Below are 21,986 nucleotides of genomic sequence, written 5' to 3' on the forward strand. Positions count from 1 at the left end.
CCATCAGCAAGCTGGACAGCTTGGGCTATGATGACGCGGCTGACGGACTGCGCGCGGCGTATGGCGAGATGCAGACGCTGGTCGAGGCCTTCCGCGACGGCGAGGTGTCTGGCGAGGACTTCACAGCCAAGCTGGGCGACATCGAGGACGCTGCGGCATCCGCCTTCGATCAACTGGACGCCGGCGATCGGGTGCAGTTCTCGGGCGTCATCAGTTAGCTTGAGCGCTTGGGCGGCGTGATCGGCGGCATCATCAGCCTGGCCAACAGCATGGGCGCAGCCCTCTCACGCGCCGCAGGGGTGGCCCCGGACCAGCAGGCGGCGCAGGCCATGCGTGATCGTCATGCAGCCGAGGCGGCCAGCCTGGAGAGCCTGGAGGCACAGCGCGCAGCCACGGAAAGCTTCACCGCGGCCGAGGAAGCCCGCAACAGCGCCACCGAGGAACAGCTGCGCCTGCAGCGTGAGGTCGAGGCCGTCAGGAAGCTCGCAGGCGAGCGCGGCGCCACCCTGACCACCCAGCAGGCCACCGACTTCGCAACCGCCTCTCTGGCTGCCGAGGAGGCCCGCAGAGCCGCAAGATCGGCCGGGGGCGGGGGTGGCGGCAGTCGGTCCCGTGGTGGCGGTGGGGGCGCTGCCCGCGAGCGGCTGGACGACTACCAGCAGGAGGCGCAGGCGATCCGCGACCGCACCCTCGCCCTGGAGGCAGAGGCTGCCAGCATCGTCGCGGCAGCCGCCAGCAACGAGCAATACGGCGATGCCCTGGAATACGCCCGCACCCGCGCCGAACTGCTGCACGCGGCCCAGCAGGCCGGCAAGGTCATCACCCCGGAACTGTCGGCCGAGATCGACCGCCTGGCGCAGGGCTACGTGACCGCCGGCCTCAACGCCGAGCAGGCGGCCGAGCGGCTGGAGAAGATCAAGGACCAGTCGGAACGGGGCAAGGCGGCGCTGTCGGATATGTTCGGCTCGATCAGCGACGGCTCCATGTCGGCCAAGGAAGCGGTCGGCAACCTGCTGATGCAGATCGCACAGGTGCAGATGATGAAGGCCGTGATGGGCCTGCCGGGCATGGGCGGCATCGCCAGCGGCCTCGGCGGGCTGCTGACGCCACGCTTCGCCACGGGTGGGATGCACCAGGGCGGGCTGCGCATCGTGGGCGAGAACGGTCCCGAACTGGAGGCCACGGGGGCGGCGCGGGTGTGGAACGCCAGCCAGACGCGCAACATGCTGTCTGGATCCGGCAGCAATGCTGGCGGCGGAACATCGTCCATCATGGTGGATCTGTCACCGGATTTGATCGCGCGGGTTCTGTCCGAAGCTGAGGGGCAGAGCGCGCGCATCAGCCAGAAGACGGCAGCGGCGCAGGGCCGGGCGTCCGCCAACATGATGAACCAGAAGACCGGCAGCAGGCGGAGGACATGATGAGCAAGCTCCAGAAGATCCTCTGCGCCGCGCTGGAAGCCAAGCTGCAGGGCAAGGCGCACCGGATGCCCGACGTGGGCGGCGACATCCTCGACGCCTTCCTGGCGCTGTCACGGGCGCGCAGCCACCACCCGCACGGCCCGAATTCGATCACCTGGGAAGCGCTGGCCGCATGGTCGCAGATGATGCGCCGCCCGCTGCCCCCGCATCATGCCGAGATCATCATGGCGCTGGACGAGGTGTGGATGCGCGATGCCGCCCGCCGGATGGGCAATGCCGCCTCGGGCGCATCTGCACAGCCGATGGTGAGCGACACACCGCTGTCGGCCGGACTGTTCGACGCGATCACCGGGGGATGACGAGATAGGGCCACCGGATCGGACCGTTGGCCGCCTGAAAGTTCATCGCTCAGTGATGCGATAGACGTCGTAGTTGCTACCGGTATTGCCGGTGCAGGAGGGAGAACCTTCAGTGCCCACACATGCTGCGCGCCCGACGAAAGCCGCAGCACAAAGAAGCGCAGACAAAATAGCTAACTTCATCGCATCCTCTGGGAAACAAACCCCACTGCCATACTTTGAAAAAGTTCCGCAGGACACGAAAAAGTGCGTCATGGTTAATGGCGCGCGTGATGCCGCCGGGGCCTTTAGCCGCGCACCGGGAGAGGAGGTGGCAGATCAAGTGCCACGAACAGCGCGACGAATATGGATGCAAGAATAAATGCAGTCATAATCCTAAATGAGTCTGTCATAGCTGCTGCCTTTCCGCTGCCTGACTGTCCCACGATCTTTTATATCACGGTCACCTGTCATCGGACCGTTACATATTTAGACAGGGTGAGGCATTCGACAGGAATGGCTCAGGCCTCAGCAGTCAATCTCTGACAACGACCTGGCCGCGCCGTTCCTCTAAGTAGATGCGCACCAACTCAGGCCGCGAAGGCTGAGGATCCAGCTTGCTTCGTTCGTCATCTATCCATGACAAAAGGTCTGGCTGCAGACGAACTCCAACAAGAGTACCAGTGACCGGCGGGCGTTTGGATGATTTCATGTTATCACGAGTTGACGGCAATATGTGTTCGTGTTAACACGAAAGCAGGCCGAATGAAAGGTGCAACTTCCACTCGGCCCTAACCGAAACCCGATCTTAGAGGAGATCGTGAATGGCTACTCATTGCCATAACACCCCCGGCACGTCTGATGAAGCCCTGCGCCAGCATTGTAGCGGCGTGCAGACGACTGCCCTGCAACTCTGTGGCGTCATTGAGGCGATCGAGATCCTGGACGATGCAGGCACTGCTGCAAACGCTGTCACCTGCCTGATCCGCATCGCCCGGTCATTGGCTGATCAGGTCAACAACGACTTGGACAGTGTGAACCTGCCGAAAGGCGGTGCAGCATGCTGACCGACCGCAAACTGGATGAGGTGCAGGCGGAGATCAGCAAGATCGAGCAGCTGATGTCGGCACTTAGCATCATTGTTGACGATGTCGACGAAGCCGCTACTGGCCATCGGCGACGTCAACTCGACGCTCTGATCGGGGTGACTGCCGCCGCGACGTCACAGGTGCAGAAGGCTCAAGACGCCTTCGAGACCCTCTTCGAAGCGCTGCGTGCAACGGAGAATGCAGCCTGACCCATCAACTATCTTCCCAGACCATCCCCTAGCTTCCTGTGCAAGGTGGGGGACGGCGCGGGGGATAATGCTCCACAGTCGTAGTCTAAGGTGCTGTAAACGCTATGGAAAACATGACAGATTGGCGCCCACGGGAGGACTCGAACCCCCAACAGCCCGATTAGAAGTCGGATATTCTATCCAGTTGAATTACGTGGGCGCGTCAGGGGATGTTTATCCCGCGGATGGTCGTGGCTGTCAATGAGCGCAACGACGTGCCTTGCCGTAGGGAAATGACGACCTTTCACGAGAGGAATGGTATCTACGGCGTATGGACGGCGGAGGAATAGATCAGTGCTATGGCCACTGCGACAACCACGGCCAGGATTATGTAGACTGCGTTCTTGTCGCGATTTTTCATGCTCACCTCATTTTTGCAAAGCTGTTCGGGGGCCGTCAAGCCGACCGATTGGCGACATAGCACCTGACGCGGGGAGTTTCGCCACGAGTGTCGCGGCTGATGTGCCCGGTAGCTTCGTCCCGCTGATGCGGGCGGACTGACGGGCTTTCATAGGTGTCGGCGTCATCGTCCCGCGGGTTGGTATAAGCCATGTCGCGCGTCGTGCCACGAACGGGGTCTGGCAAGGTGCCTTGGGAAAGCCCGGTCCAGCCGTCGTCACGCCATTCCGCCTCGCGCCTGTTCATGTCGACCGCAGGCATCGCGGACAGGATGGCGACGGCCTGGGTGGCCTCGGCGTTGGTCAGGCCCTCGGCCAGCACGGCTGCGGCACCGCGCGACAGCGCTTCGGTTAGGGCATGCTGATCCGCATCGGGAAAGGAAAGACCCGACGGGAGCGCAGGTTCGTCGGTTGCCGAGGGCGAAAGGTCTTGGGGCGCGCGCAGGATCTTCGCGGCGGGCAGGCCGGCCTCTCGAAGTGCGGCGCGTGCATCCTCGGCCTCCTGATATTCGTCGAAGACCGCCAGGACAAGGCGATCGCGGCCTGCCGTTGTGTCGGGATGAGAGCCGGCTGTCATTTCATGTCCTCCTTCGCGTGCGGTCGATGATGCGACCCCAGGCTGAACCGCGCGGGCGTCGCAATGTTCCTGAGATGATCACGGCGCCTTCACGCTGTCGGCTGCTGAGACCACGTCTCCGGGCGCCGGTGCGAACCCGGCACCGCTGCGGCGGCCGACGGTTTCCGTTGCCCCTGGCTGACGCTTCAGTCGCAAGCCGTCAGCGGCGCGGGAACGGCACCAGCGCCAGTCTGGTGCCGTCGTGGTCGGTCAGAGGGACTCGACTTGATCAAGGGCCGCCCGGCAGGCGTCTTCGTCACCGGCGGCAAGGGCGGAGCGGGCCTCCTCGATCAGCGCGTCGCGATCGGGCGAGGATCCGGAGGCCATGTCGGTTTCTGCATCCGCATCGCCGGCTTCGGCCTCTTGCGCGGCCGTCGGATTACCCTCTTGCTGCTGTGCCGCGTCCTGGGCGGACATGGCGACATCGGTTGACGCGTCACCGCCCTCGGTCTCCAGCGGCGCCAGCGATCCGTCCTTGGCGATCGCCTCTCCGCTGGCAGCGTCCTCATCCGACGCCATCGCGGCGCCGTCACCCGCTTCTGTGTCGGCATCCGATGCCATCGTGGCGCCATCATCCGCCTCAGCGCCGGCATCGTCGGCCATGTCGCCTGGATCCGACGCGGGCGTGGTCATGTCGGAACTGCTGCCCGACGCCGCCATGTCGGCGTCATCATTGGAATCGGCCTCCATGTCCGTCGCGGCCGTCGCCTCCGCAGTGTCCGGCGTCTCCAGCGGCGCGAGCGAGCCGTCCTTGGAGATGCCGGCGCTGTCGCCGGCCGTGGCGGGTTCGCCCGTCAGGCGGGCAAGATCCTCGGCACAGTCGGCCTGCGCGGCGGTGGCAAGGGCGCAGATCGCGCAGCCTGCCAGCATCGTCATCCTGAGTTTCATTCTTCTCTCCCGTGAAGCGACGTTCCCTCCTCCGGGAACAGGGCAAGAACCTGCGGCGGCGTTCGAATGTTCCCGCACCAAGCCTCGGACCATCGGATGAGAAACGCGGCAATGGCGGGTCGAGGAACCTCGCCGCGGCATTAGTTCTTGATCATGATGACAATCTGCGCCGTCATGGATCGACGGCAGGTTTCCGCCCGCCATCCCGATGAACAAAAGGTAACTGCATGGCCTCGATCCTCGTCTTCCTGCAGATCGCCGGGGCAGTCGCCTTGCTGCTGTTCGGGCTCGGGCTGGTGCGGGACGGCGTAACGACGGCGTTCGGGTTGCGGCTGAAGACAGCGCTTGGGCTTGGGACACGGACGGGGCCGCGCGCCTTCGCCTCGGGGCTGGTGGCGACTCTGGGGCTGCAATCGTCGACGGCGACCGCGCTGCTGACGGCATCATTCGTGGATCGCGGGCTGATCCGGGGGCGCATGGCGCAGATCGTGCTGCTGGGCGCAAACGTCGGCACGGCGATGACGGCGTGGATCGTGTCCGCAGGGATCGGAGCCGTCGCACCGGCACTGATCCTGATCGGCATGGGCGCGGCCCGCCGCGAAAGGCCCGCGATCAGCGGCAGCGGCCGGGCGCTGATCGGACTGGGCCTGATGCTGATCTCTCTGGAGCTGCTGGATCAGGCAACGGCCCCGCTGCGCGAGGCGCCGCAGATGGCGGCGTTCCTGGGCATGCTGGACGCGGCCTGGCCGGTGGCGCTGGTCTTCGCGGCAGGCATCGCGGCTGTCTGTTCATCCTCGCTGGCGGCGGTGCTGCTGGTCCTGTCGCTGGACGTGCCGGCGGCGCTGGCGGTGGTGCTGGTGCTGGGGGCTAATATCGGCGGCGCGATCCCGCCGGTGCTGGTCACGCAGCGGGCCGGGGTGGCCGCACGCCGGCTGACCGTCGGCAACCTGATCGTGCGCGGGGCGGGGTGCCTGGCGGTCCTTCCCTTTGCGGGTGCCGCCGCCGAGGCGCTGGCGCCGCTGCAGGTGACAGGCCTGGCGGTCGAGGCGCACCTGGCCTTCAACCTTGTGGTGGCGGCAGTGATCTGGCCCTTCGCAGGCGGCTTGTCGCGGATCGTGGCGCTGATGCTGCCGGACGAGGCGCCATCCAAGGATCCGTCCCCGCGCTGGCTGGACGACGCCGCGCTCGAGACGCCGCCCCTGGCGCTTGCCGGGGCCAGCCGGCAGGCGCTGGCCATTGGCGACGACGTGGCGCGGATGCTGGAGCAGACACGGCTGGCCTTTCGCAAGAACGACCTTGCCCCCCTGGCCGAGGTCACCAAGCTTGAAGATCGGGTCGACCTGCGCCAGCAGCAGGTCAAGACCTATCTGTCGCGGCTGGGTCGCGACGCCGATGAGGATGACCGCCGCCGGTCCATCGCGATCCTCGATTATGTGATCAACCTGGAACATGTCGGCGACATCATTGAAAAGGGGCTGGCGGCCGGGGTGCGCAAGAAGGTCGGACTGGGCTTGCGCTTCTCGGACGCCGGGTATCAGGAACTGGACGCCATGTTCCTGATGACCGAGGAGACCCTGGGCATCGCGCAGACCATCTTCATGACCCGCGACCGCAACCTTGCCCGTCAGATGATGGAGCAGAAGGTCGAGATCCGGAACTTCGAACGCCAATCGGCGCAGCGCCACCTGATCCGGCTGCGCGAAGGCCACAGCCAGAGCCGCGAGACCTCGTCCCTGCACCTGGACTTCCTGCGAGACCTCAAGCGGATCAACGCGCATTTCGGGGCGGTCGCCCATCCGATCCTGGACGAGGAAGGCCTGCTGACCGAAAGCCGATTGCGCGGCGGCTGACGCCACGGCGCCCCCTCTTGCAAGCCTGCGCGGGTTCGGTCAACCTGCAGGGCATGCAACCCTGCACCAAGCGGGGATCATCGAACAATGGGGATCTTCGACATGACATTCCATCTGACGACGCGGGCCGCGATGCTGGCCACGGCGCTGGCCATAGCTCCGGCGGCATTCGCCGAGACGCCCGCCGACACGCTGGTCGTGGCCCATACCATCGACGACATCATCAGCCTGGACCCGGCCCAGTCCTTCGAATTTTCAGGCAACGATGTCAACAACAACACCTATGACCGCCTTGTGGACTTCGATCCGCTGAACCCGGATGCCGGCTTCCAGCCCGCCCTGGCCGAAAGCTGGGAAGTGTCCGAGGACGGCCTGTCCATCACCTTCACGATGCGCGATGGCGTGACCTTCCATTCCGGCAACCCGGTCCGCGCCGAGGATGCCGCATGGTCGCTGCAGCGCGCGGTCAAGCTGGACAAGACTCCGGCCTTCATCCTGACGCAATTCGGCTTCACCCCCGACAATGTCGAGGAGAAGATCACCGCCGACGGCAACAAGCTGACGCTGACGCTGGACAAGCCCTATGCGCCGTCCTTCGTTCTGAACAGCCTCACCGGCAACGTCGCCAGCATCGTCGACAAGGAAACCGTGCTGGCCAACGAACAGGACGGCGATCTGGGCAATGCCTGGCTGAGCACGAATGAGGCCGGGTCCGGCGCCTACGAGCTGGCCGCATGGCGGCCGAACGAGGTCGTGCAGCTGACCGCTTATGAGGATTACTGGCAAGGCGCGCCCGAGATGAAGCGCGTGATCGTGCGCAACGTCGCTGAATCGAGCGCGCAGCGGCTGCTGCTGGAACAGGGCGACATCGACGTGGCCCGCAACCTGACGCCGACCGATGTCGAGGCGATCTCGGCCGCCGAGGGCGTCAAGATCCAAGAGGAGCCGCGCGGCCGCATCCTCTATATGGGCCTGAACCAGAAGGACGAACTGCTGTCGAACCCGGCGGTGATCGAGGCGATGAAGTATCTGGTCAACTATGAGGGGATGGAGCAGAGCTTCCTCAAGGGCCAGTTCATCACCCATCAGTCGTTCCTGCCACGCGGCTACCTTGGGGCGCTGGACGAGCAGCCCTGGACCTATGACGTCGAGAAGGCGCGCCAGATCCTGCAGGATGCGGGCATCGAGGGCGGCACGATCACGACCCGCGTGCGCGACCTGCGCGAGTATATCGACGTGGCGCAGACCCTGCAGGCCAGCATGGCCGAGGTCGGCCTGAACCTGGAGATCGAGCAGATGACCGGCGCGCAGGTGCTGGACGCCTATCGCGCGCGCGAAGTGCCGATCTTCCTTGGCGAATGGGGGCCGGACTATTCCGACCCGAACACCAACGCGGCGACCTTCGCCTATAATCCCGACAACAGCGACGAGGCGAATGCCGTGGGTCTTCTGGCCTGGCGCAACGCCTATGCCGTGCCAGAAGAGATGAACGAGGCCACCGTCGCCGCCACGTTGGAACAGGACACCGACGCCCGCGCCGAGATGTATCGCGAGATCCAGCGACAGTACCAGGCCGAGGCGCCCATCGTGCCGCTGTTCCAGCGGGTCGAACAGGTGGGCCTGCAAGACGACGTCCAGAACTGGTGGAGCGGCGGGGCCGTCACCTCGGTCATCTACCGCCAGGTGACGAAGGGCGAATAACCGGTGGCCATGACCGACACGACCGGCGCCGGGGGTACACCCCCCGGCGACGACCGTCCCGACCCCTCGGCGCGCCGGGCCTTGCGTCGGCGGCGTGCCCGCAGCGTGGCGGGCACCTTCATCTCGCTGGCGCTGACCCTGCTGGGGCTGCTGCTGGTGACCTTCATCATCGGCCGCGTGATGCCGATCGACCCGGTCCTGAAGGTCGTGGGCGACCGCGCGACGCAGGCGCAATACGACGCCGCCTATCAGGCGATGGGCCTGGACCAGCCGCTGATCGTGCAGTTCCTGCGCTATATCGGCGACGTGCTGACAGGCGACTTCGGCCGCTCGATCTCGACCGGGCAGCCGGTGGCGCAGGACATCGCGCGGGTCTTCCCGGCCACGGTCGAGCTGGCCGTGCTGGGCACCCTGGTCGGCGTCCTGATCGGCGTGCCGCTTGGCGTCATGGCCGCGGCGCAGCGGGGCGGCATCTTCGACCAGGTGGCGCGGGTCGTGGCACTGGTCGGATATTCGATGCCGATCTTCTGGCTGGGCCTCATGGGTCTTCTGATCTTCTACGGCAACCTCGGCTGGGTCGGTGGGCCCGGGCGGCAGGGGATCATCTATGACGGCATGGTCCCGTCGGTCACGGGGCTGATCCTGGTGGACAGCCTTCTGGCCGGCGACTGGGCCGCGTTCCGCGACGCCTTCAGCCATATCGTCCTGCCGGCCAGCCTGCTGGGCTATTACAGTCTGGCCTATATCAGTCGCATGACGCGCAGCTTCATGCTGGAGCAGTTGTCGGCCGAATACATCATCACGGCGCGGGTGAAGGGCCTGTCCGAAAGCGCGGTAATCTGGCGCCACGCCTTCCGCAACATATCGATCCCGCTGGTGACGGTGATCGCGCTGTCCTTTGGGTCGCTTCTGGAGGGGTCCGTCCTGACTGAGATCATCTTCAGCTGGCCGGGGCTTGGCAGCTATATCACCCGCGCGCTTCTGTCGGGCGACATGAACGCCGTCCTGGGCGGCACGGTCGTCATCGGCGTCTGCTTCGTGGTTCTGAACCTTCTCAGCGATATCCTCTATCGCATCCTTGATCCGAGGTCGAAATGAGCGCCGTTTCCCGTCGCGAGTGGCTGCTGTCGGACGCGCCGCAGACCCGCCGCCAGGCCCGGCTTGGTGCGATCTATCAAGGATGGCTGACCTTCCGGGGCAACAAGCTGGCGATGCTGGGCCTGATCATTCTGGTCCTGCTGATCGCCATGGCGATCTTTGCGCCGCTTCTGGCGCCGCAGAGCCCCTACGCCCAGAACCTGGCTGACCGGCTGCAACCGCCGTCGTCCGCGCACTGGCTGGGCACCGACGCGCTTGGCCGGGACATCCTCTCGCGCCTGATCCACGGGTCGCGGATCACGCTGTTCATTGTCGGCACCGTCGCGCTGATCGCGCCGGTCATCGGGCTGTTCATCGGCACCGTGGCTGGCTTTGCCGGGGGCTGGGTTGATCAGGTGCTGATGCGGATCACCGACATCTTCCTGGCCTTTCCCAAGCTGATCCTGGCGTTGGCTTTTGTCGCGGCGCTTGGTCCCAGCATCGGCAACGCGGTCCTGGCGTTGGCGCTGACCGCTTGGCCGCCCTATGCACGCCTTGCCCGGGCCGAGACGCTGACCATCCGCAACGCCGACTTCATCGCCGCCGCGCGACTGCAGGGGGCGGGGCGCTTGCGCCTGCTGATCCGGCACATCTGGCCGCTCTGCGTCAGTTCGCTGATCGTGCGGGTGGCGCTGGACATGGCGGGGATCATCCTGTCGGCGGCGGGCCTTGGCTTCCTGGGCTTGGGCGCGCAACCGCCGCTGCCGGAATGGGGGGCGATGATCTCGGACGGGCGGACCTACATCCTGGATTACTGGTGGGTGGCGGCGATGCCGGGCATCGCGATCTTCACCGTCTCGATGGCCTTCAACCTGCTGGGCGACGGGCTGCGCGACGTGCTGGACCCGAAGGGGGACAAGTCATGACCGAACCTCTTCTGTCGGTCCGCGACCTGCGGGTCACCTTCCCGACGCGCCAGGGCGAGTTCCAGGCCGTCCGCGGCATCAGCTTCGATCTAGGCCGCGAACGTCTTGGCGTCGTCGGCGAATCGGGCAGCGGCAAGTCGATGACCGGCCGGGCGATCCTTGGCCTCGTCCGGCCGCCCGGCCGGGTCGAGGCGGAGCGGCTGGACCTGGGCGGGAAGTCAATCCTGAATCTGCCCGACCGCCAGATGCGCAAGATCCGCGGCGGGCGCATCAGCATGGTCATGCAGGACCCCAAGTTCAGCCTGAACCCGGTGATGCCCATCGGCCAGCAGATCATCGAGGCCTATCGCCTGCACGCCGACGTACCCCGCAACCGGGCGCGGCAGAAGGCGCTGGAGATGCTGGAGGCCGTGCAGATCCGCGACCCCGAGCGGGTGATGAACGCCTATCCGCACGAGGTGTCGGGCGGCATGGGCCAGCGCATCATGATCGCCATGATGCTGGCCCCCGACCCGCAGATCCTGATCGCTGACGAGCCCACTAGCGCACTGGACGTCTCGGTCAGGACCGAGGTGCTGAACATCATGGACGGCCTGGTGCGCGACCGCGGCATGGGGCTGATCTTCATCAGCCACGATCTGAACTTGGTCGCGCAGTTCTGCGACCGCGTGCTGATCATGTATGCGGGCCGCGTGGTCGAGACGCTGCCGGCGCGCGATCTGCACCAGGCGCGCCACCCCTATACACGGGGCTTGCTGGACAGCCTGCCGCGTCTTGATGCGCCGGTGGACCGGTTGCCTGTCCTGCAGCGGCAGGACAGCTGGCGCGAGGGCGACGTGCTGTCTCCGCGCGCTGACACCGAACTTCCCGGAGGATTGTGACCATGCCGGTTCGCTCTCATGCAGGCGTTTTGCTGCCATCGGACCTCTCATGCTGACGGTTCAGGACCTCGATGTCTGGTTTGGCCATGCGCCCGATCGCGTGGATGCGGTGAAGGGGGCCGAATTCCGGGTAGCGCAAGGTGAAAGCTTTGGCCTTGTAGGCGAATCGGGGTCGGGCAAGTCGACGATCCTTCGCGCCATTGCCGGCCTGATCCCCAGCTGGTCCGGCCAGATAAAGGTCGACGGCAAACCGCTTGCCACCGACCGCCGTGACCGGGCGTTCTTCAAGACCGTCCAGATGGTCTTCCAGGACCCCTACGCCAGCCTGCATCCGCGCCATTCCGTCGACGCCGTCCTGGCCGAGACGCTGCGCCTGCAGGGCATGGACCGCATCGACCAGAGGATCGCTCAGCTGCTGGACGATGTCGGCCTGGGACGGGGCTTTCGCTTCCGCTATCCCCACCAGCTGTCTGGCGGTCAGCGCCAGCGCGTAGCCATCGCCCGCGCCCTCGCGGCCGAGCCGCGCCTGCTGCTGCTGGACGAGCCGACCAGCGCGCTGGACGTCAGCGTCCAGGCCGAGATCCTGAACCTGCTGGCCGACCTGCGGTCCGAACACGGGCTGACCTACCTGATGGTCAGCCACGACCTCTCCGTCGTCGGACACATGTGCGACCGGCTGGCCGTCATGCAGCACGGCCGGATCGTCGAAGTCATGGAGGTCGACGATCTTCGGGCTGGACGGGGCCAGCAGAACTACACCCGGCAGTTGATTGCCGCATCGGCAGGTTATAGCGCACCAGCCTGAGGAGTTTGCCAGCTGCTGTCGTAAAATGCGGCAGGTGAGAACGATCTGTGGTTGTGCCATGCCGCGCCCATATCCCCGAATACTATCTAAACATGCCCAAAAGGACAGGGTGACTTGGCAGTCAATGTCAGACAAAACGGGCCTATCGGTCGGGCGGCGAATTGTTGCTGGTTTACGAGTTGAGCCGCCCGGCCGTTGCAAATCCTGCAATCCTAACGTGCGTCCGCCGCCAGCATGGCTGGCGATGCAACCACCGGCCAGTCCGTGATCAAACATTCGCTCATCAGCGCACGATAGCCGAAAGGTCGCGGCACCGCCGCCTCCGTCGCTATTCGATGTTTTCCCGTCCGGAAGGAACATCCTCCCTCGTCCCAAGGTTTTCCTTGGCCCTCCGGCAGATCGGAGAGGCCAATCGCGGCCCGTGTTGCCCGCGGCTCTGACCACGGAGGATCGACGTGATGTCCAGCGCGACGCCCGCCGGCGCTGACCGGCACAGCACCCCATCAACAGGCAAGTTCTTTGCCGGTGTCGGTCGCGCGTTCGCGGGGGCGCTGCTGTTCGCGTTGCCGATGCTGATGACGATGGAAATGTGGTGGCTGGGCTTCACGCTAGAGCCGTGGCGGATCGTCGTGATGCTGCTGGCAATGCTGCCGCTGCTGATGGGCCTGTCGCGGTTTGGCGGCTTCCGCCGGACGGACCGGTTTCGCGACGATCTGGCCGACGTCCTGGTAGCGATCATGGTCGCCGCCGTAGCCTCGACCGTGGTGCTGTTCCTGTTCGCGGTCGCCACGATCGACATGCCGCCCCGAGAGATCGTCGGCAAGATCGCCATCCAGATGTTTCCTGCCAGCATCGGCGCGATGCTGGCCCGCAGCCAGATGGGCGAGACCTCTGAAAGCGACCGCGAAGAAAGCGAGCCGTCGTACCTTGGAGAGCTGTTCCTGATGGGCGTGGGGGCGCTCTATCTGTCGCTGAACATCGCACCGACCGAAGAGATCGTGCTGATTGCCCTCAAGATGTCGGTCTGGCACGAGGTCTCGCTGCTGGGACTGTCGCTGGTGCTGATGCACGGGCTGGTCTATTCGGTCGGCTTCAAGGGTGGGACGATCCGTGGCGACCGGTCCTTCATCGAGGTTTTCGCCCGCTTCACCTGCGTCGGCTATGTCGTGGTGGCGCTGGTCAGCCTTGGGGTGCTGTGGATTTTCGCCCAGACGGGCGAGTCGTCGCTTCAGGAGGTTCTGAGCACCGTGATCGTGATGTCTTTCCCTGGTGCCATCGGCGCGGCCGCAGCACGGCTGGTGCTCTGATGGCGGAAGGCTCCGGGCCGCCCGAGCGCACCTCGGCGCTGGAATGGGTCTTTGCGTTGCTGGGCGCCGCGATCATCGCCGCTACAGTCGGCTTCATGGTGCGTCACGGGCTGACGCATCCCGCCACCGCCCCCGACGTGGTGGTGGTGCCGGGGCCGCCGACGCGCGTCAGCCAGGGGTATCTGGTCCAGTTCACGGCCCTCAACCGCGGCAACAGCACGGCCGCGAATTTGACCATCAAGGGCAGCCTGACCGACGGTGACCGGACGATCGAGACGAGCGAGGTCACGTTCGACTATCTGCCTCAGCGCGCCAGCCGGAGCGGCGGGCTGTTCTTCCGAGAGGACCCGGCCCGGCACAAGCTGTCGGTGACCGCGGGGGGCTACGTCACGCCCTGAATGCGGGGCGGACGCCGGTGCGAAACGACCTCCGGCCACCCCGATTACCTCAACCAGTCATGCCCTGGAAGAGTTGAACGGTACGGCTGCTGCTTGCGCGCATCGGGCATTTCTGAACCCACGCAGCTACACCGTCAACTGACGGTCATAAGGCAAGCGCAGGATGCAGATGATCCCGGGGATACCCATGGGGCAAGGTTGGCGCTGCTGGCCGCGCCCCCGTCAGCATTCCGGCAGGTTGACGGCGATGCCGCCCTGAGACGTTTCCTTGTATCGGCTGTCCATGTCGCGGCCCGTCTGCAGCATGACGCGGATGCAGTTGTCCAGCGGCATGAAGTGCTGCCCGTCGCCGCGCAGGGCGAGGCTTGCGGCTGACACCGCCTTGATCGCGCCCAAGGCGTTCCGCTCGATGCAGGGGACCTGCACCAGGCCACCTGCGGGGTCGCAAGTCATGCCGAGGTGATGTTCCAGCGCGATCTCGGCGGCGTTCTCGATCTGCTCGTTGCTGCCGCCGAGGACCGCGCAAAGCGCCGCCGCCGCCATGGCGGCCGCCGATCCGACCTCGCCTTGGCAGCCGACCTCGGCGCCCGAGATCGAGGCGTTGGCCTTGATGATCCCGCCGATGGCCGCCGCCGTCAGCAGGAAGTGGCGCCGGGTTTCATCGGTGGCGCCGATATGGTCCTGCCAGTATCGCAGCACGGCCGGCAGGGTGCCGGCGGCGCCGTTGGTGGGGGCGGTGACGACGCGGCCGCCGGCGGCATTCTCCTCGTTGACGGCCATAGCGTAGACGCTCAACCAGTCATTAATGAGGTGCGGGTGGCGGTCGTTGCGGAACTTCTCGGCCTCCAGCGACCGGTGGATGCCGGCGGCGCGGCGGCGGACCTTGAGGCCCCCGGGTAGGATGCCCTCTTCCCTCAGGCCGCGATCGATGCAGGCGTTCATTGCCTGCGCCAGCCGGTCCAGCCGTGCGTCAAGATCGGTGACGCCCTGCGCCTCTTCGTTTTCACGCTTCATTCGGGCGATCGACTTGCCCGACGCTCGGCCCATCGCCAGCATCTGCGCGGCATCCGCAAAGGGATACGGGATTGTCGTGCGCCGGACGGGCTTGCCCGTTTGTTCGCGTTCGGCGACCAGCTGCGCCTCGGTCAGCACGAAGCCGCCGCCGATAGAATAGTAGACCTCGGCCAGGCAGCGGTTGCCGCGCGCGTCGAAGGCCTCGAAGGTCATGCCGTTGGCATGCAGCGGCAGGGCCGGGCCATAGTCGAAGACCAGATCCTGCTGCGGATCGAAGATCAGGGTCGGCAGGCCCGGCAGGTCGACCTGCCGGCTGCGGTGCAGCCCCGCAATCAACCCATCTGCGGCATCGGGGTCAAGGCTGTCGGGGCGCTGCCCCAGAAGCCCCAGCATGACGGCGCGGTCAGTCGCATGGCCCTTGCCGGTGAAGGCCAGGGACCCGTGCAGCGTCACCCGCAGCCGTGCGGGTTCGCCCGAGCCGGGGATCAGCTCGGCACCACCGCGCAGATCATCCAGGAACTGCGCGGCGGCGACCATCGGGCCCATCGTGTGCGACGACGAGGGGCCGATGCCATGCTTGAAGACCTCGAAGACCGAGATGAACATGATGCCTCAGCCGTAGATCGGGAAGCGGTCGCAGATCGCCTTGACCTCGGCGCGGACCTCGGCCTCGATCGCGGCATCACCCTCGGGGTTCTGGGCCACGGCCTTCAGGACGCGCAGGATCATCTCACCGATCTGGCGGAACTCTGCCTCGCCAAAGCCGCGGGTCGTACCGGCCGAGGAGCCAAGGCGGATGCCCGAGGTGACGAAAGGCTTCTCGGGGTCGAACGGGATCGCGTTCTTGTTGCAGGTCAGGCCCGCACGCTCCAGCGCGATCTCGGCGGCCTTGCCGGTGACGCCAAGCGGGCGCAGGTCGCACAGCACCATGTGGCAGTCGGTGCCGCCCGACACGATGCCCATGCCGCCTGCCGTCAGCGTGTCGGCCAGTGCGCGGGCATTGGCGATCACGTTCTTCGCGTAATCCTTGAACGACGGCTGCAGCGCCTCTCCGAAGGCCACGGCCTTGGCGGCGATCACATGCATCAGCGGACCGCCCTGGTTGCCGGGGAAGACGGCCGAGTTCAGCTTCTTGGCCAGATCCGGATCGTTGGTCAGGATGACGCCGCCGCGGGGGCCGCGCAGGGTCTTGTGCGTGGTGGAGGTGACGACGTGGGCGTGGGGGACCGGGTTCGGGTACTGGCCTGCGGCGATCAGGCCCGCGTAGTGAGCCATGTCCACCATCAGATAGGCTCCGACCTCGTCCGCGACGGCGCGGAAGGCGGCGAAGTCCATGTGGCGCGGATAGGCCGAGGCGCCAGCGACGATCAGCTTCGGCTTCTCGGCCAGGGCCTTCTCGCGGACCTTCGCCATGTCGATGAGGTGCGTGTCCTCCTCGACCTCATAGCTGACGACGTCGAACCACTTGCCGGACATGGTCACGGGCGACCCGTGGGTCAGGTGGCCTCCATGCGCCAGCGACAGGCCCATGATCTTGTCGCCCGGCTGCAGCAGGGCAAGGAACACCGCCTGGTTGGCCTGGGCGCCGGAATGGGGCTGCACGTTCACGTAATCGGCATCGAAGAGCTGCTTCAGGCGGTCGCGGGCGATGTCCTCGACCTCGTCCACGAATTCGCAGCCGCCGTAATAGCGCTTGCCGGGATAGCCCTCGGCATACTTGTTGGTCAGGACCGATCCTTGGGCGGCCAGCACGTCAGCCGAGACGATGTTTTCGGATGCGATCAGTTCGATCTGGTCCTGCTGGCGGACCAGCTCGCGACCGATGGCGTCGGCGATGGCGGTGTCCGAGATGGCGGGAGTCTTGAAGTCGAGCATGGGTGTTCCTTTCGGCAGGACGTGACGCTGCGGGACAGGTTCCGGGGAAGAGCGGTCAGAGACCCGATTTCAGCTCGACCAGCACCTGGTCGAGAATGGCGTGGACATGGGGCAGGAAGCTGCGCCAGACATCGATGCGGAACGACTGCCGGTCGTCGCGCCACAGGACGATAGTGGCGGTGTCGAACAGCGTCCGCGCACCGGTGCCCACGGGCATCGCCTCGACGTCGCGGGGGCAGCCGGTGGTCAGCGCGGTCAGCGCCTGCGCGCCGCTGATGCGCAGCGTGATCTCTCGGTCGCTGATCTCGACCAGGCTGTGCGGGATCTGGGCATAGGCCGCCGAGGACGCGGTGGTCAGCGCATCGGCGTCCTGCGCCAGGATCGTCCATTCGTCGGGGCCGAGGCACAGAACCTCGGTGCCCGCGGCGGTGCTGCGCTGGCCGACCTTGCTCGGCAGCTCAAGCGACAGCGCACCGGCCAGGGCCGCGCGGTGTTCGGGGCGCACCCGCAGAGAGAAGCGGGGGGCCCAGGGCAGTTCCTCGACCAGGAACGGGGTGGGGTCGAACTCGTGGCGTTGCGTGGTCATGGTTTCGCTCCTCAGGCCTTCAGCCGTTCGCCGGTCGGGTCATAGAAGTTGGTCGAGGTGACGGTCGCCCGGATGGTCCCGTTCGGCATCGGGATGTGCACCGTCTTGCCCATCATGCCGTGGCCGCCGGTGACGACCGCCATCGCGATCGGCCGCCCGAGCGCCACCGAGTCATAGGACGAGGTGACGTGACCGGCCATCGTCATCGGCAGGCTCTGGTTCGGGTCCAGCACGATCTGCGCGCCTTCCTCAAGCTTGGTGCCGTCCTCGGTCAGCAGGCCGACCAGCTGCTTGCGGTTCGGGGCGACGATGTCGGGACGCGACAGCGACCGCTTGCCGACGAAGTCCTTCTTGGCCTTGCCGATCGCCCAGTCCAGGCCCGCATCCTGCGGGGTGACGGTGCCGTCGGTGTCCTGGCCCACGATGATATAGCCCTTTTCGGCGCGCAGAACGTGCATCGTCTCGGTGCCATAGGGGCAGATGTCGTATTGCTGGCCGGCATCATGGATCGCCTTCCACAGCTGCAGGCCGTGGCGGGCGGGGACGTTCACCTCGAAGCCCAACTCTCCGGTGAAGCTGATCCGGAAGAGGCGCGCGGGCAGGCCCGCGACCGTGCATTCGGCGACCGACATGTGCGGGAAGGCCTCGTCCGAGAGGTCCTGCCCCTCGACCAGCTTCTCCAGCACCTTCCGGGCGTTCGGGCCGTTCAGCGCGACCGTTGCCCACTGTTCGGTGGTCGAGGTCAGCCAGACGTCCAGGTCGGGCCATTCGGTCTGGAGGTAGTCCTCCATCATGTTCATGACGCGCGCCGCACCGCCGGTGGTGGTGGTGACGTGGAACAGGTCCTGCGACATGCGGCCGATGACGCCGTCATCGCGGATGAACCCGTCCTCGCCCAGCAGGAGGCCATAGCGGCAGCGACCCGGCGCCAGCTTGGTCCACGGGTTGGTGTACATGCGGTTCATGAACTCGACCGCATCCGGGCCTGCGACCTCGATCTTGCCAAGGGTCGAGGCGTCGAACATGCCGACGGATGCCCGCGTCATCCGGCATTCGCGCGCCACGGCGGCGTGCATGTCCTCACCGGCCTGGGGGAAATACCAGGCGCGGCGCCACAGCGAAACGGGTTCGAACACCGCGCCTCGCGCCTCGGCCCAAGGGTCGATGGGCGTCTTGCGGGTGATCTCGAACGTGGCGCCCTTGTGATAGCCCGCAAAGGCGCCGAAGCTGGTCGGCGTATAGGGCGGGCGGAAGGTCGTCAGGCCCACCTGCGGAGGTTCCTTGCCCAAAGCGTCGGCGGCGATCATCAACCCGTTGATGTTCGACATCTTGCCCTGGTCGGTCGCCATGCCATTGGTGGTATAGCGCTTGACGTGCTCGATCGAACGCATCCCCTCGCGCACGGCCAGGCGGATGTCCTTGGCGGTCACGTCGTTCTGGTAATCGACGAAGGCCTTGGCCTTGCCGGGGCTCCGGTCGGTCGGCAGTTCCTTCTGGCTGCTGCCGGTGCCGGGGCGGTCGCCTTCGACCCGCGCATCAGACCCTTCGGCGCTGCGGCCTAGCGCCTGAGCGGCGGCCATGCCAGCCTTGACGCCATCCTCGAGTACCGGGCCGTAACCCCAGAGCCCGCGTCCGGCACCCGCAATCTGGCAGGCCTCGGTCTTGTGGTTCGGCAGGAAGGTGCGGCTGTCGGCGTCCCAGGTCAGCGAGCCCTTGGTGTGCGAGAAGAGGTGCAGCGACGGCGTCCAGCCGCCTGAGATCAGCAGCACGTCGCAGGCGATCTTGCGGCCCGCGCCAACCTGGCCGTTCCGGACCGGGTTCACGCGGACGGACTTGACGCGCAGGCGCCCCTCGGTCGCGGTGGCGGTGTGGCCGGTCAGCACCTGGATGCCGCGCTTGCGGGCCGCGTCCAGAAGGTCGGGTCGCACGCTGTCGCGGGTGTCGGCGATGGCCGCCACGCGGGCGCCGGCATCGACCAGGTCGAAGGCCGCATAGTAGGCGCTGTCATGGCTGGTCACGACGGCAGCATTGTCGCCGACCTTGACGCCATAGCGGTTCAGATAGGTCTGCGCGGCGCCGGCCAGCATAACGCCGGGACGGTCGTTGCCGTCGAAGACCAGCGGCTTTTCCAGCGCGCCCTGCGCCAGGACCACCTGTTCGGCGCGGACATGCCACATCCGTTCGCGCGGCGCGCCATGCGGCGGCTGGTCCAGGTGGTCGGTCACGCGTTCCACCAAGCCCACGAAGTTCTGGTGATAGTAGCCGATGGCCGTGGTGCGGGTCATCAGGCGGACGCCGACGGCGCGCAGCTGCGACAGCTGCTCGGCCAGCCAGGCCCAGGACCCGCGCCCGTCGATGCGGACCGACGGATCGGACAGAAGCGAGCCGCCCATCTCCGGGTTCTCGTCCACCAGCACGACGCGGGCGCCGGATTTCGCCGCCGTCAGTGCGGCCGAGATGCCGGCGGGGCCGCCGCCCACAACCAGCACGTCGGTATGCAGGTTGCGGTGTGCATAGCTGTCGGGGTCGACCTCGGTCGGCGACTTGCCCAGGCCCGCGGCGGCACGGATGAAGGGCTCGTACACCTTGTCCCAGAAGCTGCGCGGCCACATGAACGTCTTGTAGTAGAAGCCGGCCGAGAACAGCATGTAGGCCCGGTCATTCACGGCGCCGATGTCGAAGGACAGCCGCGGCCACTTGTTCTGGCTTTCCGTTGTCAGGCCGGCCCGCAGCTCCTGCACGGTGGCGCGGGTGTTCGGCTCGAAGCGGCCCTTGCCGCGCGACGTGCCGATCAGTGCGTTCGGCTCCTCGGACCCCGCCGTGACCACGCCGCGGGGCCGGTGGTACTTGAACGACCGGCCCATCAGGTGCACGCCGTTGGCCAGCAATGCGGATGCGACCGTGTCGCCCCGCAGGCCCTGATAGGTGCGGCCGTCGAAGGTGAAGCTGACCGTTGCCGCAGGATCGACGCGGCCCATGCCGGGGATGCGATAGCGGCTCATTCTGCGGCCTCCTTCACGGTCAGGTCTGGGCGGGCCTCACCGGCCTCGTAGGTCATCAGGAAGCGGTCGCTGACGGTGTCGCGAACGGCGTTGAAGAAGCGCCCGCAGCCGTGGATGTGCCGCCAGCGTTCATAATGGGGACCGCGCGCGTTGGTGCGGATGAACAGATAGTCGCGCCATTCCTCGTCCGACAGCGCCGAGGGGTCTGCGGGGCGGTTGATATGCGCCTCGCCGGCATAGGCGAACTCGGACTCGGGCAGGGTCTCGTCGCAATAGGGGCAGTGGATCAGAAGCATGGCGATGTCCTCAGTGCGCGACGGCGGCGGCGGCGGCTTCGTCGATCAGCCGGCCGGTGGTGAAGCGTTCAAGCGTAAAGGGCGCGTTGATCGGGTGCGGCTCGTCCTTGGCGACGGTCCAGGCCAGCGTGTGGGCAGCGCCCGGCGTGGCCTTGAACCCGCCCGTGCCCCAGCCGCAGTTGACATAGAGGCCCTCGACCGGCGTCTTGCCCAAGATGGCCGAGCGGTCGGGGGTCACGTCCACGATCCCGCCCCATTTGCGCAGCATTCGCATGCGGTTGAAGATCGGGAAGACCTCGCAGATGGCCGCCACGGTGTGCTCGATCAGGGGCAGGCCGCCGCGCTGGCTGTAGCTGGTATACTGGTCGGTACCCGAGCCGATGACCAATTCGCCCTTGTCGGACTGGCTGATATAGGCGTGAACGGTGTTCGACATGACGACGCAGGGGAAGATCGGCTTCACCGGCTCGCTGACGAGCGCCTGCAGCGGGAAGCTCTCCAGCGGCATCCGGACGCCCGCGCTGTCCATGACGACGCTGGTATTGCCGGCGGCCGAGACGGCGACCTTCTTGGCCTTGATGAAGCCTTTCGCGGTGTCAACGCCCTGCACAGACCCGTCTGGGCCGCGCCGGATCGCGATGACCGGGCAGTTCTGAATGATGTCGACGCCGCGCGCCGCTGCGGCACGGGCATAGCCCCAGGCCACCGCATCGTGGCGCGCCGTTCCGGCCCGCATCTGCAGCGCCGCACCCATCACCGGGTAACGCGCGTCGGGGCTGATGTTCAGCGGCGGGCAGAAGGCTTTGGCCTCTTCCTTGGTCAGCCAGCGGTTGTCGACGCCGTTGAGGCGGTTCGAATGGACGTGGCGCTGGAAGGACTGCACGTCATGGACGTTATGCGCCAGCATCATCACGCCGCGCTTGGAATACATGACGTTGTAGTTCAGCTCCTGGCTCAGGTTCTCCCACAGGTCCAGCGCGTGGTCGTAGAGCCGCGCGCTTTCGTCGTAGAGATAGTTCGAGCGGATGATCGTCGTGTTGCGGCCCGTGTTGCCGCCGCCCAGCCACCCCTTGTCGATGACCGCGACATTGGTGATGCCGTGTTCCTTGGCCAGGTAATAGGCCGCACCCAGGCCGTGGCCGCCGGCGCCGACGATGACGACGTCGTACTCCGCCTTGGGCTGGCTGTCGGGCCACTGCTCGCGCCAGTTCTTGTGGCCGGTCAGCGCGTTCCTAAGCAGGGACATCGCAGAGAAATGGGTCATGGCGCGG

Annotated in this window: 21 protein-coding genes and 1 tRNA gene; 13 read left to right on the plus strand and 9 right to left on the minus strand. The window is 66.3% G+C overall.

The annotated features are described in order from the left end of the window. The 5 genes from OC184_RS09680 to OC184_RS09700 form a co-directional block, all read left to right on the plus strand. Positions 1-218, plus strand: a 218-nt coding sequence (locus OC184_RS09680; RefSeq protein ID WP_265506997.1) for a hypothetical protein, incomplete at its 5' end; no start/stop codon positions are given. A 9-nt stretch (positions 219-227) separates the two neighbouring features. Then, positions 228-1,421: a hypothetical protein gene (locus OC184_RS09685; protein WP_265506998.1), complete on the plus strand. Its 1,194-nt coding sequence runs from the start codon at positions 228-230 to the stop codon at positions 1,419-1,421. After that, a complete protein-coding gene (locus OC184_RS09690; protein ID WP_265506999.1) occupies positions 1,421-1,780 on the plus strand; it encodes a phage tail assembly chaperone in 360 nt (119 codons plus the stop codon). The genes OC184_RS09685 and OC184_RS09690 overlap by 1 nt, the downstream gene beginning before the upstream one ends. Positions 1,781-2,583: 803 nt before the next feature. Continuing rightward, the gene (locus tag OC184_RS09695; RefSeq protein ID WP_265507000.1) at positions 2,584-2,826 is read left to right on the plus strand and encodes a hypothetical protein; all 243 of its coding nucleotides are present in this window, start codon (positions 2,584-2,586) and stop codon (positions 2,824-2,826) included. Then, entirely contained in the window at positions 2,820-3,056 is a 237-nt protein-coding gene (locus OC184_RS09700; RefSeq protein WP_265507001.1) for a hypothetical protein, read from the plus strand. The genes OC184_RS09695 and OC184_RS09700 overlap by 7 nt, the downstream gene beginning before the upstream one ends. A gap of 122 nt (positions 3,057-3,178) precedes the next feature. On the opposite strand, the gene OC184_RS09705 is transcribed toward OC184_RS09700, so the two are convergent. From OC184_RS09705 to OC184_RS09715, 3 genes are all read right to left on the minus strand, one after another. Continuing rightward, positions 3,179-3,255: transfer RNA gene (locus tag OC184_RS09705), tRNA-Arg, on the minus strand. 236 nt (positions 3,256-3,491) lie between these two features. Beyond that, positions 3,492-4,070: a hypothetical protein gene (locus OC184_RS09710; RefSeq protein WP_265507002.1), complete on the minus strand. Its 579-nt coding sequence runs from the start codon at positions 4,068-4,070 to the stop codon at positions 3,492-3,494. Positions 4,071-4,319: 249 nt separating this feature from the next. Beyond that, positions 4,320-4,997 (minus strand): hypothetical protein, encoded by a 678-nt coding sequence (locus OC184_RS09715; protein ID WP_265507003.1) that lies wholly within the window; start codon positions 4,995-4,997, stop codon positions 4,320-4,322. A 227-nt stretch (positions 4,998-5,224) separates the two neighbouring features. Between OC184_RS09715 and OC184_RS09720 the strand changes: the two genes are divergently transcribed. The 8 genes from OC184_RS09720 (at position 5,225) to OC184_RS09755 (ending at position 13,942) form a co-directional block, all read left to right on the plus strand. Continuing rightward, positions 5,225-6,847, plus strand: a complete 1,623-nt coding sequence (locus OC184_RS09720; protein WP_265507004.1) for a Na/Pi cotransporter family protein — start codon at positions 5,225-5,227, stop codon at positions 6,845-6,847. 102 nt (positions 6,848-6,949) lie between these two features. Then, a complete protein-coding gene (locus OC184_RS09725) occupies positions 6,950-8,548 on the plus strand; it encodes an ABC transporter substrate-binding protein (RefSeq protein ID WP_265507005.1) in 1,599 nt (532 codons plus the stop codon). A gap of 9 nt (positions 8,549-8,557) precedes the next feature. Next, positions 8,558-9,646, plus strand: coding sequence for an ABC transporter permease (locus OC184_RS09730; RefSeq protein WP_265507006.1), 1,089 nt, complete (start codon positions 8,558-8,560; stop codon positions 9,644-9,646). After that, positions 9,643-10,551, plus strand: coding sequence for a nickel transporter permease (gene nikC, locus OC184_RS09735; RefSeq protein WP_265507007.1), 909 nt, complete (start codon positions 9,643-9,645; stop codon positions 10,549-10,551). The genes OC184_RS09730 and nikC overlap by 4 nt, the downstream gene beginning before the upstream one ends. Further along, positions 10,548-11,432, plus strand: coding sequence for an ABC transporter ATP-binding protein (locus OC184_RS09740; protein ID WP_265507008.1), 885 nt, complete (start codon positions 10,548-10,550; stop codon positions 11,430-11,432). Before nikC ends, OC184_RS09740 begins: the two co-directional genes overlap by 4 nt. A 49-nt stretch (positions 11,433-11,481) precedes the next feature. After that, a complete protein-coding gene (locus OC184_RS09745) occupies positions 11,482-12,237 on the plus strand; it encodes an ABC transporter ATP-binding protein (RefSeq protein ID WP_265507009.1) in 756 nt (251 codons plus the stop codon). Positions 12,238-12,695: 458 nt separating this feature from the next. Then, positions 12,696-13,544 (plus strand): TIGR02587 family membrane protein, encoded by an 849-nt coding sequence (locus tag OC184_RS09750; protein ID WP_265507010.1) that lies wholly within the window; start codon positions 12,696-12,698, stop codon positions 13,542-13,544. Further along, entirely contained in the window at positions 13,544-13,942 is a 399-nt protein-coding gene (locus OC184_RS09755; protein WP_265507011.1) for a hypothetical protein, read from the plus strand. The genes OC184_RS09750 and OC184_RS09755 overlap by 1 nt, the downstream gene beginning before the upstream one ends. Positions 13,943-14,164: 222 nt before the next feature. On the opposite strand, the gene OC184_RS09760 is transcribed toward OC184_RS09755, so the two are convergent. The 6 genes from OC184_RS09760 to OC184_RS09785 are packed head-to-tail and all read right to left on the minus strand — an operon-like array spanning position 14,165 to position 21,979. Next, complete coding sequence (locus OC184_RS09760) at positions 14,165-15,562, minus strand: L-serine ammonia-lyase (protein ID WP_265507012.1); 1,398 nt, start codon at positions 15,560-15,562, stop codon at positions 14,165-14,167. Between the two features lie 6 nt (positions 15,563-15,568). Continuing rightward, positions 15,569-16,831 (minus strand): serine hydroxymethyltransferase, encoded by a 1,263-nt coding sequence (gene glyA / locus OC184_RS09765; protein WP_265507013.1) that lies wholly within the window; start codon positions 16,829-16,831, stop codon positions 15,569-15,571. 55 nt (positions 16,832-16,886) lie between these two features. Next, positions 16,887-17,417: a sarcosine oxidase subunit gamma gene (locus OC184_RS09770; RefSeq protein WP_265507014.1), complete on the minus strand. Its 531-nt coding sequence runs from the start codon at positions 17,415-17,417 to the stop codon at positions 16,887-16,889. 11 nt (positions 17,418-17,428) lie between these two features. Further along, a complete protein-coding gene (locus tag OC184_RS09775; protein WP_265507015.1) occupies positions 17,429-20,419 on the minus strand; it encodes a sarcosine oxidase subunit alpha in 2,991 nt (996 codons plus the stop codon). Next, complete coding sequence (locus tag OC184_RS09780) at positions 20,416-20,715, minus strand: sarcosine oxidase subunit delta (RefSeq protein ID WP_265507016.1); 300 nt, start codon at positions 20,713-20,715, stop codon at positions 20,416-20,418. Before OC184_RS09780 ends, OC184_RS09775 begins: the two co-directional genes overlap by 4 nt. A gap of 10 nt (positions 20,716-20,725) precedes the next feature. After that, positions 20,726-21,979, minus strand: a complete 1,254-nt coding sequence (locus OC184_RS09785; RefSeq protein WP_265507017.1) for a sarcosine oxidase subunit beta family protein — start codon at positions 21,977-21,979, stop codon at positions 20,726-20,728. Positions 21,980-21,986: the final 7 nt, after the last annotated feature.

The sequence above is a fragment of the Paracoccus rhizosphaerae genome (assembly GCF_026162645.1).
GTDB lineage: Bacteria > Pseudomonadota > Alphaproteobacteria > Rhodobacterales > Rhodobacteraceae > Paracoccus > Paracoccus rhizosphaerae.

Excerpts from the sequence above, each read along its gene's own strand:
- OC184_RS09690 (WP_265506999.1), top strand. The coding sequence starts at position 1,421 with ATGAGCAAGCTCCAGAAGATCCTCTGCGCCGCGCTGGAAGCCAAGCTG.
- OC184_RS09695 (WP_265507000.1), top strand. The coding sequence starts at position 2,584 with ATGGCTACTCATTGCCATAACACCCCCGGCACGTCTGATGAAGCCCTG.
- OC184_RS09700 (WP_265507001.1), top strand. The coding sequence starts at position 2,820 with ATGCTGACCGACCGCAAACTGGATGAGGTGCAGGCGGAGATCAGCAAG.
- OC184_RS09710 (WP_265507002.1), bottom strand. The coding sequence starts at position 4,070 with ATGACAGCCGGCTCTCATCCCGACACAACGGCAGGCCGCGATCGCCTT.
- OC184_RS09715 (WP_265507003.1), bottom strand. The coding sequence starts at position 4,997 with ATGAAACTCAGGATGACGATGCTGGCAGGCTGCGCGATCTGCGCCCTT.
- OC184_RS09720 (WP_265507004.1), top strand. The coding sequence starts at position 5,225 with ATGGCCTCGATCCTCGTCTTCCTGCAGATCGCCGGGGCAGTCGCCTTG.
- OC184_RS09725 (WP_265507005.1), top strand. The coding sequence starts at position 6,950 with ATGACATTCCATCTGACGACGCGGGCCGCGATGCTGGCCACGGCGCTG.
- OC184_RS09730 (WP_265507006.1), top strand. The coding sequence starts at position 8,558 with ATGACCGACACGACCGGCGCCGGGGGTACACCCCCCGGCGACGACCGT.
- nikC (WP_265507007.1), top strand. The coding sequence starts at position 9,643 with ATGAGCGCCGTTTCCCGTCGCGAGTGGCTGCTGTCGGACGCGCCGCAG.
- OC184_RS09740 (WP_265507008.1), top strand. The coding sequence starts at position 10,548 with ATGACCGAACCTCTTCTGTCGGTCCGCGACCTGCGGGTCACCTTCCCG.
- OC184_RS09745 (WP_265507009.1), top strand. The coding sequence starts at position 11,482 with ATGCTGACGGTTCAGGACCTCGATGTCTGGTTTGGCCATGCGCCCGAT.
- OC184_RS09750 (WP_265507010.1), top strand. The coding sequence starts at position 12,696 with ATGTCCAGCGCGACGCCCGCCGGCGCTGACCGGCACAGCACCCCATCA.
- OC184_RS09755 (WP_265507011.1), top strand. The coding sequence starts at position 13,544 with ATGGCGGAAGGCTCCGGGCCGCCCGAGCGCACCTCGGCGCTGGAATGG.
- OC184_RS09760 (WP_265507012.1), bottom strand. The coding sequence starts at position 15,562 with ATGTTCATCTCGGTCTTCGAGGTCTTCAAGCATGGCATCGGCCCCTCG.
- glyA (WP_265507013.1), bottom strand. The coding sequence starts at position 16,831 with ATGCTCGACTTCAAGACTCCCGCCATCTCGGACACCGCCATCGCCGAC.
- OC184_RS09770 (WP_265507014.1), bottom strand. The coding sequence starts at position 17,417 with ATGACCACGCAACGCCACGAGTTCGACCCCACCCCGTTCCTGGTCGAG.
- OC184_RS09775 (WP_265507015.1), bottom strand. The coding sequence starts at position 20,419 with ATGAGCCGCTATCGCATCCCCGGCATGGGCCGCGTCGATCCTGCGGCA.
- OC184_RS09780 (WP_265507016.1), bottom strand. The coding sequence starts at position 20,715 with ATGCTTCTGATCCACTGCCCCTATTGCGACGAGACCCTGCCCGAGTCC.
- OC184_RS09785 (WP_265507017.1), bottom strand. The coding sequence starts at position 21,979 with ATGACCCATTTCTCTGCGATGTCCCTGCTTAGGAACGCGCTGACCGGC.